Origin of the sequence: Rhodopseudomonas pentothenatexigens, from assembly GCF_900218015.1 — a bacterium.
Taxonomy (GTDB): Bacteria; Pseudomonadota; Alphaproteobacteria; order Rhizobiales; family Xanthobacteraceae; genus Rhodopseudomonas; species Rhodopseudomonas pentothenatexigens.
Window position 1 is genome coordinate 46,996 of record NZ_UFQQ01000017.1, and the last position, 14,351, is coordinate 61,346.

14 protein-coding genes are annotated in these 14,351 nt (G+C 64.3%); 6 read left to right on the top strand and 8 right to left on the bottom strand.

Annotation, left to right across the window (positions count from 1 at the left end; genetic code table 11):
* Positions 1 to 23: 23 nt before the first annotated feature.
* On the bottom strand, positions 24 to 794 hold the full coding sequence (locus DWA33_RS16645; RefSeq protein ID WP_114359354.1) for a L,D-transpeptidase: 771 nt from the start codon (positions 792 to 794) through the stop codon (positions 24 to 26).
* A gap of 192 nt (positions 795 to 986) precedes the next feature.
* Here DWA33_RS16645 and DWA33_RS16650 point away from each other — a divergent pair, with 192 nt between their 5' ends.
* On the top strand, positions 987 to 2,090 hold the full coding sequence (locus tag DWA33_RS16650) for an AI-2E family transporter (RefSeq protein ID WP_114359356.1): 1,104 nt from the start codon (positions 987 to 989) through the stop codon (positions 2,088 to 2,090).
* Positions 2,091 to 2,288: 198 nt separating this feature from the next.
* Here the strand turns inward: DWA33_RS16650 and DWA33_RS16655 are convergent, their stop codons facing one another.
* Positions 2,289 to 2,879 (bottom strand): hypothetical protein, encoded by a 591-nt coding sequence (locus DWA33_RS16655; RefSeq protein WP_347337901.1) that lies wholly within the window; start codon positions 2,877 to 2,879, stop codon positions 2,289 to 2,291.
* 187 nt (positions 2,880 to 3,066) lie between these two features.
* On the bottom strand, positions 3,067 to 3,873 hold the full coding sequence (locus DWA33_RS16660) for a response regulator (RefSeq protein WP_114359359.1): 807 nt from the start codon (positions 3,871 to 3,873) through the stop codon (positions 3,067 to 3,069).
* Between the two features lie 201 nt (positions 3,874 to 4,074).
* Here DWA33_RS16660 and DWA33_RS16665 point away from each other — a divergent pair, with 201 nt between their 5' ends.
* Together DWA33_RS16665 and DWA33_RS16670 are read left to right on the top strand one after the other, a co-directional pair.
* Positions 4,075 to 4,308 carry a NepR family anti-sigma factor gene (locus DWA33_RS16665; RefSeq protein WP_114359361.1) on the top strand — a complete coding sequence of 78 codons (234 nt, stop codon included), beginning with the start codon at positions 4,075 to 4,077 and terminating at the stop codon, positions 4,306 to 4,308.
* Entirely contained in the window at positions 4,308 to 4,853 is a 546-nt protein-coding gene (locus DWA33_RS16670) for a sigma-70 family RNA polymerase sigma factor (RefSeq protein ID WP_011159760.1), read from the top strand. The genes DWA33_RS16665 and DWA33_RS16670 overlap by 1 nt, the downstream gene beginning before the upstream one ends.
* 157 nt (positions 4,854 to 5,010) lie before the next feature.
* Here DWA33_RS16670 and DWA33_RS16675 read toward each other — a convergent pair whose 3' ends face one another.
* Both DWA33_RS16675 and ureG read right to left on the bottom strand, forming a co-directional pair.
* Positions 5,011 to 6,681, bottom strand: a complete 1,671-nt coding sequence (locus DWA33_RS16675) for a CHASE domain-containing protein (protein ID WP_114359364.1) — start codon at positions 6,679 to 6,681, stop codon at positions 5,011 to 5,013.
* Between the two features lie 245 nt (positions 6,682 to 6,926).
* Positions 6,927 to 7,559, bottom strand: a complete 633-nt coding sequence (gene ureG / locus DWA33_RS16680; protein WP_114359366.1) for an urease accessory protein UreG — start codon at positions 7,557 to 7,559, stop codon at positions 6,927 to 6,929.
* Positions 7,560 to 8,115: 556 nt separating this feature from the next.
* Between ureG and DWA33_RS25485 the strand changes: the two genes are divergently transcribed.
* The gene (locus DWA33_RS25485) at positions 8,116 to 8,466 is read left to right on the top strand and encodes a hypothetical protein (protein ID WP_244601324.1); all 351 of its coding nucleotides are present in this window, start codon (positions 8,116 to 8,118) and stop codon (positions 8,464 to 8,466) included.
* 464 nt (positions 8,467 to 8,930) lie between these two features.
* Entirely contained in the window at positions 8,931 to 9,215 is a 285-nt protein-coding gene (locus DWA33_RS16690; RefSeq protein WP_011159765.1) for a hypothetical protein, read from the top strand.
* Positions 9,216 to 9,284: 69 nt separating this feature from the next.
* Here the strand turns inward: DWA33_RS16690 and DWA33_RS16695 are convergent, their stop codons facing one another.
* A complete protein-coding gene (locus DWA33_RS16695; protein ID WP_114359368.1) occupies positions 9,285 to 11,396 on the bottom strand; it encodes a molybdopterin-containing oxidoreductase family protein in 2,112 nt (703 codons plus the stop codon).
* Between the two features lie 557 nt (positions 11,397 to 11,953).
* Positions 11,954 to 12,673, bottom strand: a complete 720-nt coding sequence (aadR, locus tag DWA33_RS16705; protein ID WP_110784875.1) for a transcriptional activatory protein AadR — start codon at positions 12,671 to 12,673, stop codon at positions 11,954 to 11,956.
* A 194-nt stretch (positions 12,674 to 12,867) separates the two neighbouring features.
* Between aadR and DWA33_RS16710 the strand changes: the two genes are divergently transcribed.
* Entirely contained in the window at positions 12,868 to 13,182 is a 315-nt protein-coding gene (locus tag DWA33_RS16710) for a c-type cytochrome (RefSeq protein ID WP_114359371.1), read from the top strand.
* On the opposite strand, the gene DWA33_RS16715 is transcribed toward DWA33_RS16710, so the two are convergent.
* Positions 13,142 to 14,347, bottom strand: a complete 1,206-nt coding sequence (locus DWA33_RS16715; protein ID WP_114359373.1) for an ABC-type transport auxiliary lipoprotein family protein — start codon at positions 14,345 to 14,347, stop codon at positions 13,142 to 13,144. The genes DWA33_RS16710 and DWA33_RS16715 overlap by 41 nt on opposite strands.
* Positions 14,348 to 14,351: the final 4 nt, after the last annotated feature.

Genomic DNA, 14,351 nt, shown 5'->3' on the forward strand with positions numbered 1-14,351 from the left:
GGGTTTCTCCAGGCTGTCTTGACTTAGTCGATCGACGAGATCGAAATGTTCATGGCGTGCCGGCTGGGCTGCTGCGGTTTGCTACGCGCCTCGACCGGCCGCGATGCAGACTTCGGCAGCACCACGACGCGGGTGCCGACTCCGACCCGGCCGAACAGGTCCTCGACGTCCTCGTTGGTCAGCCGGATGCAGCCCGACGACACGAACTTGCCGATCGTGGACGGATCATTGGTGCCGTGGATTCGGTAAGCGGTGGAACCGAGGTACATCGCCCGGGCGCCCAGCGGGTTGCCGGGACCGCCGGCCATGAAGCGAGGCAGATAAGGCTGACGCGCGATCATCTCCGCCGGCGGCCGCCAGTCCGGCCATTCGGCCTTGCGGGTGATGGTCTGCACGCCCGACCAGGTGAAGCCTTCGCGTCCCACCCCGACGCCGTAGCGGATCGCCCGGTTGCCGCCCAGCACGTAATACAGGTAAGTATTTGCGGTATCGATCACGATCGTCCCGGCGGGCTGATCGGTCGGGTACGACACCACGGTCCGGCGCAGCCGGTCGGGAAGTTGCGCATCCTCGTCGGCCTCGGTCGCGGCCGGTTCACGCTCCGCCGGCATCAGGATCTCGTCGTCGACCGAGAACGGTCCGGCCTGCGGCGCCGGCGCATAGCCCAGCGTCTGCGCCGACGCCACGTTGGGCACGGCGGCAGCGAGCAGCACACCGGCGACACCGACGAGCCACGGACGAAGCCGGCGCGACACCGGTTTGCGATCCGCAAATGTCCTCGAAGCAGCAGTCATGATCCCGTCCCCGCTGTTAGTTGCACCGTCTCGATGCGAGCAGCTAACAAACGTCGTCCGATCCAAAACCGTTCCGCGGAGCACGTCGCCGGCCCCGCATCAAGGCCGGGGAACTTTCCTGCAAGGGATCGGTTGAAGGCGCACGCCCGCGTCGCATCGCCGGCTTCATTCGTCCAGTCGCTGGGGGGTCTCTTGCGCGTTCTTCCAGCCGAACCGCCAGGTACACCTCTCCCCGAAAGTCCCGATGATCGGCCACCGCTGATCAGACGTACCGAGGTCGTTGCGTTCGCGCTGGTGTCGCTGCTGCTGATCTTTCTGATCGGCCTGCTCTATGTCGGAAAACCATTCTTCCTTCCGATCGTCACCGCCTTCGTCGTCGGCACCATGCTGTCGCCGGTGGCGAGCCTATTCGAGCGCTGGCGCGTCCCGCGCGGAGTCAGCGCGGTGCTGATCGTGCTGGCCGGACTGGCCGGCGTCACCTTTATGATCGGGCTGATTTCTGTACCGTTGATCGAGTGGACCAACCGACTGCCGGAGCTGGGCTCTGTGCTACGCGATAAGCTGCACGTGCTGGACAAGCCGGTCGCGATGTGGCGGCAGGTGCAGTCCGCCCTGGGCGGCGCCGAAACTCTGGCGCCGGCCACGATCCAAATGCCGAAAATCGACTGGATGCAGCCGACGTTCGAATTCCTTTCCCCCACGCTCACCGAGATCATGCTTTTTCTGGTGACGCTGGTGCTGTTCGTGGCGAGTTGGCGCGGGCTGCGGCGCGCGCTGGTGATGCTGTTTGCCGGCCGCGACGCGAGGCTGCGCACGCTGCGGATCCTCAACGAAATCGAAGACAGCCTCGGTGCCTATCTGCTGACGGTGACGGTGATCAATCTGGTGTATGGCGCCGCAACCGGCCTGATCTGTGCCTTGGCAGGCATGCCGAATCCTGCCGGCCTCGGCGCGCTCGCTGCGGCGCTGAACTTCATCCCGATCATCGGCCCGTTCGTGATGTTCTTGATCCTGTGTGTGGTCGGGATCGTCACCATGCCCACGCTGGGCACCGGACTGCTCGCCGCGCTCGGGTTCGCCTGCCTGACCTTCATCGAAGGCCATTTCATCACCCCGGCCATTATCGGACGCCGGCTGGCGCTGAACGCGCTGGCAGTCTTCATCGCGATCGCGTTCTGGACCTGGTTGTGGGGGCCGATGGGCGCCTTCCTCGCCTCACCGCTGCTGATCGTCGGGCTGGTGTTGAAAGAGCACCTGTTGCCCGACAATGCTCCGCAGCTTCCTGACAGCCACTGAATCGGGTCTGATACCACGCACTCGGGAATGCTCCCGGGCGCCACAGGCTCACGGTGATCAGGCGCGCAGCGTCAGCCTCCCCGGGAAACTCCGTGCCCCCCAAACGCAAACATCCGCCCTTTGGGCGGATGTCGGTCGACAAGACATCGAAACGCCGCGTGCTCAGGAATGGCGTGTGCTGATTGTCAGCCGGGGGTATCAGGCGACGCAGCGGCCGGGTTGAAGCTGCTTGGCGACTTCAGTCAGCACGCTGACCACCGGCTCGCAGGCCACGATCGAACGGGGAGCGACCGCCGGTTTGTGAGCTCCCGGCGCGCGGAGAGCGCCGCCGATCTGAGCTTGCGGGATACGCACCAGCACCGACTGGCCGATCAGGGTGACGGCGACCGTTTGACCCGGCTCCGCGTCCCGGGCGATCGACGCGCGGTCGGCCTTCCCGGACCGGTTGACGTCTTGGACCAGCGGCGCGACCGAAGCTTGCCGGAGCAGATTTGCGCGGCCGAGGTCCTCGCCGACCGCCAGTTGCGCCGCGCCGAGCGTCCCGGTGATAGCAAGGGCGCCCAAAATTCCCCGCACGATCTGTGACATGGTATCTTGCCGCTGTGTTGTAAGCCGGCGTTGTGCCGCTTCCCTGGTGCGGTCGCCGACTTCGTCTCTGCAGCGCCCGCAATAGTTAATCGCGCGGGCGCCGAAGCGGTTCGACGACCAGTGATCAACTGAGCGTGTTAACGATTTTATCAGTTGACGGGAACGGTTCGAGCTTACCGGTGTTGCTCCGACGCCGGTCAAGTCCCCCCTGCCCCGAACCGGCGATACAGGGCGCGGCTGTGTGATGCCAGCCGCGCCCTGTTCTATTGCGGAGATCCTGTCGACTCCGATCTGCAGTGAGTGATCAGCTTGTCGTCACGACGAAAAACGCCGCCCGGACCGGACGGCGTTCGTCGTTGTTCGCAAGGCGATTGTCGGGAGGCGAATGTCAGGATGCGACGGCGTTCGGCTTCCGATTGCGCGAGTTGCGTTGGAAGAAAAGTGCCTGGCTCGCCACCGCCGACACCATCGCCGGCTGGAACGGCTTCGAAATCAGGAAGGCGGGCTCCGGCCGCTCGCCGGTGAGAAAACGCTCGGGATAGGCGGTGATGAACACCACCGGCACTTCAAACGTCCGCAGCAGTTCGTTGACCGCATCGAGGCCGGAACTGCCGTCGGCGAGCTGAATGTCGGCGAGGATCAGGCCGGGCTTCTTGGTCCGCGCCAGAGCGATCGCGTCCGCGTGGGTGCGAGCCACGCCGATCACGTTGTGACCGAGGCCTTTCACCAGGCTTTCGAGGTCCATCGCGATGAAGGTCTCGTCCTCGATGATCAGCACGTCGGTGGCGATCTCTTCGGCCATTTCGCGGCCGGCGGCATCGACCAGTTGCCGGACCTCCCCGACGTCGATCTGCAGCACGAACGCCACTTCCTCTTCGGAAAAGCCCTCCAGCGACAGCAGCAGGAACGCCTGGCGCGGCAGCGGCGTGATCGCGGACAGGCGGCGCTCCGACGGCATCGGAAGGGTCCGCACCTCGGCGTCGTCGTTCAGCGCCACCGAATTCCATATCTGGGTGAACAGCCGAAAAAGGCCGACGCGAGGGCCGTGCCGTTCATCGAGCAGGGCGGGATCCTGGAGCAATGCCTCCAGCATGGCGCCGACATAGGCGTCACCAGAGGTCTGGCTTCCGGTCAGGGCGCGCGCATAGCGGCGCAGCAATGGCAAATGCTCAGCAACAACCTGTGATCTCGACATCCCCACTCCATCAGTCATCTCGGCAACGCCTAAGGCGGGCCGGCACCTCTGCGAGGCAACTACGCCCGAGCGGGGCAAAAGTTCCATTCCACCGTGGAACTTTCATGGCGGGATCGCATTAGGCTCCGGTGAATGGCGACAGATCAAGGAAAACCCTCGAAGTTCAGGGGACTTGACCATGGGGAAAACATTGGATCAGTCATGCAAGAATTCAAGGCTCAAACCATGAAGAAGTCGGCTCCAGGCACCAAGGGAGGTCTCAACGCTGAAATCCAGGCCCGGATCGGACATCAATTGCGCGCGATGTACGACGACGTGGTTCGCCAGGGCGTTCCTGATCGGTTCACAGATCTGATCAAGAAACTGGATGATCCGCAGCGCGCCGCGGAAGCCACCCAGGCTGCGGATTCCACCCCGAGCGAGGGGAGGGATTGATGCCTCTGACCGATTCCCTTCGAGACGACATTCTCGCCGCGGTGCCGAGCCTGCGCGCTTTTGCGATCTCGCTGAGCGGCAATGCCGATCGGGCCGATGACCTCGTTCAGGAGACCTTGTTGCGCGCGCTCGCCAACATCGACTCCTTCCAGCCTGGCTCAAACCTTCCCGCCTGGTTGTTCACCATCCTGCGCAATCTGTTTCGGTCGGATTACCGGAAGCGACGCCGCGAAGTCGAAGACGCCGATGGCAGCTATGCCAAGACGCTGAAATCGCAGCCCGGGCAGACCGCCCATCTGGAGTTCGAGGAGTTTCGCGCCGCGCTGGACAAGCTGCCGCAAGACCAACGCGAAGCTCTGATCCTGGTCGGCGCCTCCGGCTTCTCCTACGAAGACGCCGCGGCGATCTGCGGCTGCGCGGTCGGCACCATCAAGAGCCGCGTCAACCGAGCCAGGTCCAAGCTAAGCGCCTTGCTGTATGTCGACGGCGCAGAGGATTTCGGTCCGGACGACACCGTCCGTGCCGTGATCGGCGGCAACGGCTGATTACGCCCCCACCGGTGCGGTTGCTCCATCCGATGACGGGATCGAGCAACCGGCCGACCCCATTCCCTTCCCCAAGTGCGAGAGGGGGCCGATGCCTCGGCCCCGACGCAGGCCTTTTCGACCGGCGTGGACGAAAGTATCTGAGACTTGCGGTGTTTTACGGTTTGCGCGGCTTACCAACCGGCCGCACCGGCGCGCTGAACTGTCCGGTGCGGTCGCGCTCGTTGACGTCCACCACCGTCTCCAGCGGCGCGGACAGCTCATAGACGTAGCTGACGTCGGTGAAGTAACGCTTCGACGTGCCGCCGAGCGCTTCCGGTGCGACCCGGTCGAGCAGGATGATGCCGAACTCACTGTCGGGACGCCGGGTCGCGGCGCTGGTGTTGAACTCTTCCCAGCGGAAGTAGAACGTCGCATCCTTGCCCTCACCGGTCACCGACCAGTGCGCCGTTACCCTCGGATGCTTGCCGACCACCGCCAGGCCTTCGTCGGAATGCGATGCCAGTTCGAAAAACAGCAGCGACAGGCTCTGCGCGGCGCGGGCGCTGACCGCGATGTCCGGACCTTCGACCTCGATCCGGTCGGCATGCGGGATCGCGCGGCTTTCAAGCAGCCCCTTCAGCATCACGCCCTGCCACTGGCTGTCGCTGAGCAGCGAGACCACGTTCGACATCGCATGAATCCGGCCGATCAGCAGCTCGCGGGCGACGTCGAGATCCGAACCGTGGCGCAGCGTGCGGGTGACGATCGATTGGATCACCGCCAGGATGTTCTTGACCCGGTGATTCAGCTCGTCGATCACCGCGGTCAACCGCCGCTCGAAGCCGATCCGCATCTGGATCTCGCGGCGCAGGCGAATATTGCTGTAGCTGACGTAGCCGAACAGTCCGCAGACGATCAGCGTCAGCGCCAGACCGGCCAGACCGATGATCAAAGCGACCTTCTGAGCGCGCTCGTAAGGATCGATCCGGGGATAATAAGCGAGCGACCAGTCCCGGTTCCCGAAAGTCACGGTGCGCACGATCATCGGCGTGGCACCTTCCGGGTGCCCCGCTCGCGAGGTGATCTCGCCGCTTTCGTCAGCGACCAACTCGTAGCCGTCCCGGCTCGGATCCTTCAGCACCACTGAAAACAACGACAAATCGTCGTTGGTCAGCATCAGCGTGGCGAGCTTGTAGGAGAAGGTGACGAAACCGACGGTGTCGGAGCTGTCGGTATTCTTCACCGGCGCCGCCAGCACCACGCCAACCGGGCCGTTTCGCGTCAGCGGTATCGGGTCCGAGACGTGGGGTTGTCCCTCCGCCAGCGCCTGAGCGAAGGTGCGGCCGAGTATCGGATCGCTGTCGAGCATCCGCCCGGTCAGCACCATGGTTTCGGAATTGCGCGGCTCGACGTCCATCACGACGTCCAAGGGAATCGCATCGCCGCTCAGATCCAGCGGCTTGCCGTCGTAGTCGCGCACGATGGGGTCGGGGAAGCCGGCCGTCGCCAGCTCCGCTTCCGCCGCCGGGATTTCCTCCGGCTTCAGCCGCGCCACCCAGGTCGCCAGCACGAAATCGGTCTTGAAGGTGTAGATCGACGATCGCAGCGGCTGCAGCATGTCGGCCTTGATCACCGACGGCTTGCGAAACAGCCCGGATGCAACGCGCCCGAGCAACTCCCGCTCGGTCAGACGATCCTGGACCTGGCTGGCGTGGACGTCGATCGCCCTGCTGAGCGCGATCCGCTGGATCGCCGCTTCCTGTTCGTAAACGCGGGATGCGGAAAAGCCCGACAGCACCACCCCGATAACGGCGATCAAGCCGATGATGAAGCCAAGCCTAACCACGCTCTTACTCGTTGTGGGAAGCGGAGCGAGCGTCCGCCTCTCGTATTGATCGCACCGAGGCCCGCTCCACCATGCGGAAGCATCGACTGCAGCGCAATTCAACGATCCATGAAGACCGCGCGGCGGGCTCTAATCCAAGAGCGGTATAACTCAAGATAAAGGCGTTGGTTCCCAAGCCACCGGCCGACCTTATCGTACAGTGGCGCACGCGGCTATGTCGGGATGCCCCGAGGCCCCGCGTAGGATCAGGCGGAGGGGCTGCTGGGTATCAACCCGCCCTTCTGCTCGATAAACGCCACGATCCGATCCAGGCCGTCGCTTTTCTTCAAATTGGTCATCACGAACGGCCGCGTCCCCCGCATCCGCCTCGCGTCGGTGTCCATCTTGTCCAGCGAGGCGCCGACAAAAGGCGCCAGGTCGATCTTGTTGATCACCAGCAGATCGGACCGGGTGATACCCGGCCCGCCCTTGGAGGGAATCTTGTCGCCGGCAGCGACATCGATGACGTAGATCGTGATATCGGCGAGTTCCGGCGAGAACGTCGCCGCGAGATTGTCGCCGCCGGATTCGATCAGCACCAGGTCGAGGCCGGGAAACTTGCTGCGCATCTCCGCGACGGCGGCGAGGTTCATCGACGCATCCTCGCGAATGGCGGTGTGCGGACAGCCGCCGGTCTCGACCCCGGCGATTCGATCGGGCGTCAGCGATCCCGAGCGCACCAGGAATTCAGCATCCCATTTGGTATAAATGTCGTTGGTGATCGCGGCGATATCGTAGCGCTCGCGCATCGATTTGCAGAGCAGGTCCATCAGCGCGGTCTTGCCCGAGCCAACCGGGCCGCCGATACCGACACGAAGTGGGCCATGACGATCAGACATGATGGATTTTCCGCTAGTCCTCGACGCGAGGCGGCAACCGGCAGGTCGACTATGCGCTTATATCGCGCTGCGACTAAGAACGATGTGGCCAGATATTGCAAGCCGTCAGGCGGGGTCGGGTGGATTCTCGGCTAGTTTGGACGGAAAGCCGCAGGGATGGACCGCGATCCTCGGACTACGCGATCGTCACAGCCCGATCTTGCCGTCCTGCCAGCTCCTCTCGCCCGCATCTCTCTTCGTCTTGATGTCCCGGTGCCGGGCGCCTTCGTCCCGCTTCCCCTAACGCGGTAGCATCAAAGCTGGGATGCGAGGTGGGTTCGGCCGGCGCAGCCCTCGCGGCCTCTCCGTCGGCTCGTCCCGCAACGCGGCAGATGTCCCAAGGATCGGCCGCAAGAATTCGGCGGTGAGCAGAGCCGATCTGCTGTCTGCGAGTCGCGCTGCCGGCTACCTCTCGGACCGCAACCTGGCGGCGATTTATCCACCATTGCAGTACGTAGCCGGTGCATTTCGATTGACGCATCTGATCAGCGCTCCAATGATGCGATGAGGGACCGCAATGACATCATCGCAATTGCCAGGCAACGCATTCGCCGAGAATGCCGACGAAGGTTCGGAGCAACAGGCTCGGAGTTCGGCGGCGACGTCGGCTATTGCTGTCGTGCAAACTGCGATGGACCCAAAGTTCCAGGCCGCGGCGAACGGACCGATTCCTCCGCATCCCCTCCCGGCCGCAGGCCGACCGCCGAACCGGCGCGAATCGTCCGCCGAACGCGATGAGATCGCAAAACGCATTGCAGCCTTCCGGAATTTGCAGATCAGTCTGAAGCGCGAGCGCGAGGATTATTACGAGCGGACTCTCGCCCGCACCCGCGCTGCACTCGCGTCCGACGCGAAATCAGCACGCTGAGCAATCACGCCTTCCGCGCAGCGCCGCACGCTGATCGGCCCTCCGCTCGCTACGTCTTTGGTTGGATGACACCGGGCACGGGCTCGCGCTAACCAGCGCTCCGGGCCGGGTAGCCCCCCTCACTCGCGACAAATCGTCTCCATCGCCGCCGCTCGCTGCGAAATACACGCCCCATGACCGGTGATTTGCACCAATCCGCGGCACGCTTCCACATTGCGGGAAAACACGGCAGTCCTCAGGCCGACCACGACGTAACGCACTGTCCAGCCTGCGCGACACTCATCACTATCGACCAAACGACGATTGCCACTACGCGCCATCTACCTATTTTGGCCAAAATCGAAACTACACACACTTAACGAATGCTAACCGAAGCCGCCTTGATCACTTCGAAGATTCGAAATTCTCAATTGTCGGCACGAAATGAGTGTAGTAGAAGGGCGCTTCACTAAAGGAGCCTACGCGTGGCAAAGAAAGCGAAAGCAAAGACTGCGAAGACCGCAGCGAAGTCGAAGAAGGCCAAGAAGGTGGTGACCAAGGCTGCGGCGAAGACCGCTACCAAGGCCAAGGCCGCCAAGAAGGGCAAGATCACTCGCCGCGAGTACACCAAGGAAGACATCAAGGAGCTGAAGGCGCATTCCAAGGCGCGCACTCCGGTGGCGGAAATCGCCCGTCTGACCAATCGGACCGTCGGCTCGCTGCGCCAGAAGGCGCTGAAGCTCGGTATCGGCCTCGGCCACCAGCGCTGAGACTAGACGCGCAGCTCGCGAAGCGAAAACGACGACCGAACGCCGGTCAGGACCGCAAATTCGGCCCTCTCAGTCGCGCTTCGCGAGCGGCGCAGTCACTTTCTTCACCCAGACTTTGTTGTCGTGGAACGCCGCACCGCCGTGCGGCGCGACTGTTTCTGCGCTGGTCAGCACGTTGATTCCGCGCCCTCCGCGATGAGCCCGGTTCGGAAACACTGATTCGGCGACCAGAACGCCGCGGCGCAGCCCGCTGCTCAGCCGGACGGTGAGCAACGTCTCCCCCCGGATATTCCCCAGCATCACGACTTCTCCGTCACCGACGCCGATCTCGGCGGCGTCGTCCGGATGCATCAGCACGTTCGGTTCGCCCTCGCGCGCTCGCGACGACGGCGTTTCGTTGAAGGTGGAGTTGAGGAAGCTGCGGGCCGGACTGGTGGCGAGCCGGAACGGATGCTCGGCGTCCGCCTGTTCGGTCACAGCCCAATGGTCCGGCAGGCTCGGCATCGCCTGCCACGGCCCGAGCCTCAGCTTGCGCGCGAGGTCGACGTTGCCCCAGTCGACCCGGAAATGAAACTTGCCGTCCGGGTGCCCGAAGCCGTCGAGGAAGTGAGATGCGCGGAAATCCGGCTGCAGATCGCGCCACAGCTCGGCCTCGAGCTGGTCGATGCCGCCGTGGCCGCTGGATTTCAGCGTCGCGTCGATCACTTCGCGCGGCGACATGGCGAACGCCGGATGATCGACGCCGAGCCGCTGCGCCAGGCCCTGCAGCACCTCGTGATTGGACCGGCATTCACCCGGCGGATCCACCAGCCGGGCGCCGACCGAAATGTGCTGATGGCCGCCGCCATAATACAGGTCGTCGTGCTCCAGGAACATCGTCGCCGGCAGCACGATGTCGGCCATCAGCGCAGTCTCGGTCATGAACTGCTCGTGCACCGCAACGAACAGGTCTTCGCGGGCGAAGCCGGCGCGAACCAGCTCCTGCTCCGGCGCGACGGTCATCGGATTGGTGTTCTGGATCAGCATCGCCTTGATCGGAGCGCCGCCGTACAGCGCCTCGGCGTCCCCGGTCAGGATGCGGCCGATCTGGGACTGATCCAGCGCGCGCGTCGCCGGATCGAGCTGATCGAGCCCCTCGATCAGCGTCTTGTCGAAGCCGAAGATCGCGCCGTTGTTGAAGAACGCGCCGCCGCCCTCGTACTGCCACGCACCGGTCACCGCCGGAATACAAAGTGCGGCGTGCATCTGCGCAGCGCCGTTGCGGCTGCGGGTGAAGCCGTAACCGAGCCGGAAGAAACTGCGGTTGGTGTGGCCGACCGCATGCGCGAAAGCTTCGATCTCGGCCTCCGGCACGCCGCAGATCGCCGACGCCCAGGCCGGGCTTCGCGCCGCCAGATGGGCTTCGAGATCGTCCGGACAATCGGTGTAGCGCGCCAGATACGCACGATCGGCGAGGCCGTCACGAAACAGCACGTGCATCACGCCGCAGGCGAAGGCGCCGTCGGTCCCCGGACGCAGGATGATGCGGATATCGGCCTGCTGCATCGTTTCGTTGTCGTAGATGTCGACCGCCGCGATCCTGGCGCCGCGCTCTTTGCGGGCGCGGGCCGCGTGGGTCATCACGTTGACCTGGGTCGAGACCGGATTGGTACCCCAGATCACGATCAGATCCGACCTCGCCATTTCGCGCGGATCGACACCGGCGACCTTGCCGACGCCCGCCGCATAGCCCGCCCAGGCGACGTTGGCGCAGATCGTCGAGTAGAACCGCGAGTATTTCTTGACGTTGGCGAGCCGGTTGATGCCGTCGCGCATCACCAGGCCCATGGTGCCCGCATAGTAATACGGCCACACCGCCTCCGCGCCGTACTCCGCCTCCGCGGCATCGAACCGCGCTGCGATTTCGTCCAAGGCTTCGTCCCAGCCGATCCGTGCAAAGGCGCCGGAGCCCTTCGGCCCGGTGCGGCGCATCGGGTAGGTCAGCCGATCGGGATGATGAATGCGCTCCGCGTAGCGAGCGACTTTGGCGCAGATCACGCCCGCCGTGTAAGTCTGCCGTTTGGAGCCGCGAAGCCGTCCGATGGTCGAACCGTCGATCACTTCGACGTCGAGCGCGCAGGCCGACGGGCAATCGTGCGGGCAGGTCGAGTGACGGATGTCGATCGCGGCACGCTGGTTCATATGCGAATCGTTATCATGAGTTTTGCCGGCTGAGAATGACTTCGCGTTCTGGCTCGGGCGCGATCAGCCGAGCTGCAACCTTTGCCCGTCTGGTTCGTTGTGGCGGACGAGACAGCAGGGATGGACGTGGCAAATGCATCAAGCGCGGCAGATCGAATTCAATCGCTTGGCCACCGAGATGGAGGCTTGGCGCGCAGTTCCGTCGGACGATCGCGCACCGGCTCCGGGCTGGTGGTGGGGGCCAGCGATGGCACTTCGCCATGCCAAGCAGCCGCTGTCGCCCGAAGACTGCCGCAGATTCGGCCTGCCGGCTGGCGCCTCGTTCGCCGACGCCGGAAACAAGGTAATGGCGTTTCTTGCAGCGCAGCGGTCGCTGGGCCGTCCGAGCGATTTCCCGAAGCGGCGCTCCCGCGAGCTTGGGCTCGGTCGCGAGCGATTCGCTGTCGCGGCGGAGTGAGAATCGGGCCGGATCGTCGAACGCAAGGGCGTGCCGCAGCACGTCGCGCGTCCAGGGGATCAGAGTGGTCCGGCAGAAGGTCCGATCACCAGCGGCAGCATCAGGCCGCGGCGAGCGCGTCGAAACGTTTCGGGTCGAGCACGCGAACGCCGTCCGGGACGATCACGATCAGCTTCTCCCGCTCCAGCTTGGTGAAGGTGCGGCTGACGGTTTCGATCGTCAGGCCGAGGAAGTCGGCGATGTCCTGACGACCCATCGGCAGGCTGACGGTTTTGGTGACGCCTTCCAGGCGCGCGAGCCGCTCCCGCCAACCGACCAGGAAGGCGGCGACCTTTTCTTCGGCCGAGCGGCGGCCGAGCAGCAGCATCTGATCCTGCGCGAGGCTGAGTTCGCGGGTGGCGAAATCGTTCATGCGGAGCAGCATCTGCGGGCGATTTTCGATGAACCGCAGGAACGGACCGCGGAAGAACTTGCAGACGGTAACGCCGCCGATCGAATCGGCCGAGAACGAGTAGCGGTTACCGGGAGCCATGCCGAGGAAATCGCCCGGAAGCGCGAAGCCGATGATCTGGCGACGGCCATCGGGCAGCAGCTTGTAGAGGCGGGCGATGCCCTCGATCAGGCTGTACACCGAATCGGCGACTTCATCCTCGGAGAACAGTGCCTCCTTCGGCCCATACCGGACGTGCTGAGCAAGCCGCTCGAACTCCTCGTGTTCGGCCGGTCCGAGTTCGCCGCAAATGGCCAGCCCACGGACCGCACAATGCGTCTCACACCGAAATCCCTCGCAAGTCGTCGTCGGATAAGCGAGATGCGGCATTCATCACTCCATTCGGTCGCGAGACTGAACTCTTCCGGCGCGTGTCGCCGTCGACCGACCGCCCCTCTGCGCCAGGAGGGCCAATATGTCGCCAAATCGTCAAGACAGCTTGACACAGATCAAGGTGATGCCACGCCCTGGATGCATCGTGCAAGTTGTTCTATGATGAACTGTGATACCGACCGGGCGGCTTGATGCGACGTCTTTTCGCCGGTGCGGCGATCCTCTTGATGATGGTAGGCCAAGCGGCGGCGACGTCGTCGGAAAGGCGCGGCCTGAACTTCGCGAAATCGCATTGCGCGCGCTGTCATGCGATCGGATATTCGGGCAAAAGCCGGCTCAAGCAGGCGCCGCCGTTCCGCACCCTGCACAAGCGGTATCCGGTTGAGACGCTGGCAGAGGCGTTTGCCGAGGGCATCTATACCGGGCACCCGCGGATGCCGGAATTTGAACTCGATCCCGACCAGATCAACGACCTTTTGTCGTACCTGAAGACCTTGGAGCGGTAGGCGCCGGAGCCGTCGTCGGCCTCGCGGCTGCCGGCTCGGCCTCGCTATGGCCGGATGCGAGCGCCTGCGCGGCCCACGGCACCAGCTCCTTGGCAATCGCATCGAACGATTTGTCGAACGCGGTGACGGCCGCAGCCGGCTCCGGCTTGTCGAGCGGCGTCGCGTGCTGAAACAGCTTGGCTCCGATCAGCTTGCCGTCCTTGTCGATGATCTTGGCGCTGAAGGCGATCTCCGCCGTGAGGTCGGTGCCCTCACCCACGACCTGGAAGCTGCGGATATCGGTCAGCAATTGATAGTCCGGCTGCACGGAGTCGTTGGGACGCATCGGGGCGTGGGCGATGTCGTAATTCTCGAAGCTCTGGATCAATTTCTCCTGCAGCATCTTCGGAATGCTGTCGCTCCACTGCGCGCCGGCGAAGGCCGGGATCTCCAGCCCGGGCGACAGCAGCACCTTCTGGCTGTCGAACAGGATCACGGTGTTGGATTCCGGAATGACGAGCTGTCCCTTCAGCGGCGGCGACGGCGGCGGGAAGCCGGCTGCGGCGGACAGGTCATAGACGACCTTCTTCACCTCCGGCTCGTTGGCCCCGGTCATCCGCTCCACGCCGCCGAGAATTCCATCGAGCTTGCCGGTCTTGCTCGACAGCCACTCCGAGAACGTCCTGAAATTTGCGATGGTGTCCTTCAGCGGACCGGCGTTCTCGCCGAGCACGCTGTCGACCTTGCGCAGCGCCTCGCGGGCCGCCTGGGTCATGCTCATCCCGGCGCCCGGCTCGGCCACCAGCGTGGTGGCGATCGCCGAGCCGGTGAGCTGCTTGCCGCCCTCGAGCGCCACGACCGGCACACCGGTCAGGCCCTGAAAATCCAGCCCGACCTTGGTGTCCGGCCGTATCGGTGTCGACGGCGCCACCGCGATCGTCGCATCGACCCGCCGCGGATCGTCCGGCGCCAGCGCCAGCGCGGTGACCTCGCCGACCCGGATGCCGTTGAACAGCACCGCCGCACCGACCAGCAGACCGGGCACCGGGTCGCGGAACTGGATGTGGTAGCTGGTGCGCGCGCCGACACCGGAGGTGTTGTGCAGCCAGAACACGAAGCCGAACACCGCGAAGATCGCCGCGAGCACGAACGCGCCGACGATCACAAAGGGAGCACGAGTTTCCATGGGC

What these genes read in the sequence shown, in the direction of transcription:
- DWA33_RS16645 (WP_114359354.1), bottom strand. Translation starts at nt 794, where the DNA reads ATGACTGCTGCTTCGAGGACATTTGCGGATCGCAAACCGGTGTCGCGC.
- DWA33_RS16660 (WP_114359359.1), bottom strand. Translation starts at nt 3,873, where the DNA reads ATGTCGAGATCACAGGTTGTTGCTGAGCATTTGCCATTGCTGCGCCGC.
- DWA33_RS16665 (WP_114359361.1), top strand. Translation starts at nt 4,075, where the DNA reads ATGCAAGAATTCAAGGCTCAAACCATGAAGAAGTCGGCTCCAGGCACC.
- DWA33_RS16670 (WP_011159760.1), top strand. Translation starts at nt 4,308, where the DNA reads ATGCCTCTGACCGATTCCCTTCGAGACGACATTCTCGCCGCGGTGCCG.
- ureG (WP_114359366.1), bottom strand. Translation starts at nt 7,559, where the DNA reads ATGTCTGATCGTCATGGCCCACTTCGTGTCGGTATCGGCGGCCCGGTT.
- DWA33_RS25485 (WP_244601324.1), top strand. Translation starts at nt 8,116, where the DNA reads ATGACATCATCGCAATTGCCAGGCAACGCATTCGCCGAGAATGCCGAC.
- DWA33_RS16695 (WP_114359368.1), bottom strand. Translation starts at nt 11,396, where the DNA reads ATGAACCAGCGTGCCGCGATCGACATCCGTCACTCGACCTGCCCGCAC.
- aadR (WP_110784875.1), bottom strand. Translation starts at nt 12,673, where the DNA reads ATGCCGCATCTCGCTTATCCGACGACGACTTGCGAGGGATTTCGGTGT.
- DWA33_RS16710 (WP_114359371.1), top strand. Translation starts at nt 12,868, where the DNA reads ATGCGACGTCTTTTCGCCGGTGCGGCGATCCTCTTGATGATGGTAGGC.
- DWA33_RS16715 (WP_114359373.1), bottom strand. Translation starts at nt 14,347, where the DNA reads ATGGAAACTCGTGCTCCCTTTGTGATCGTCGGCGCGTTCGTGCTCGCG.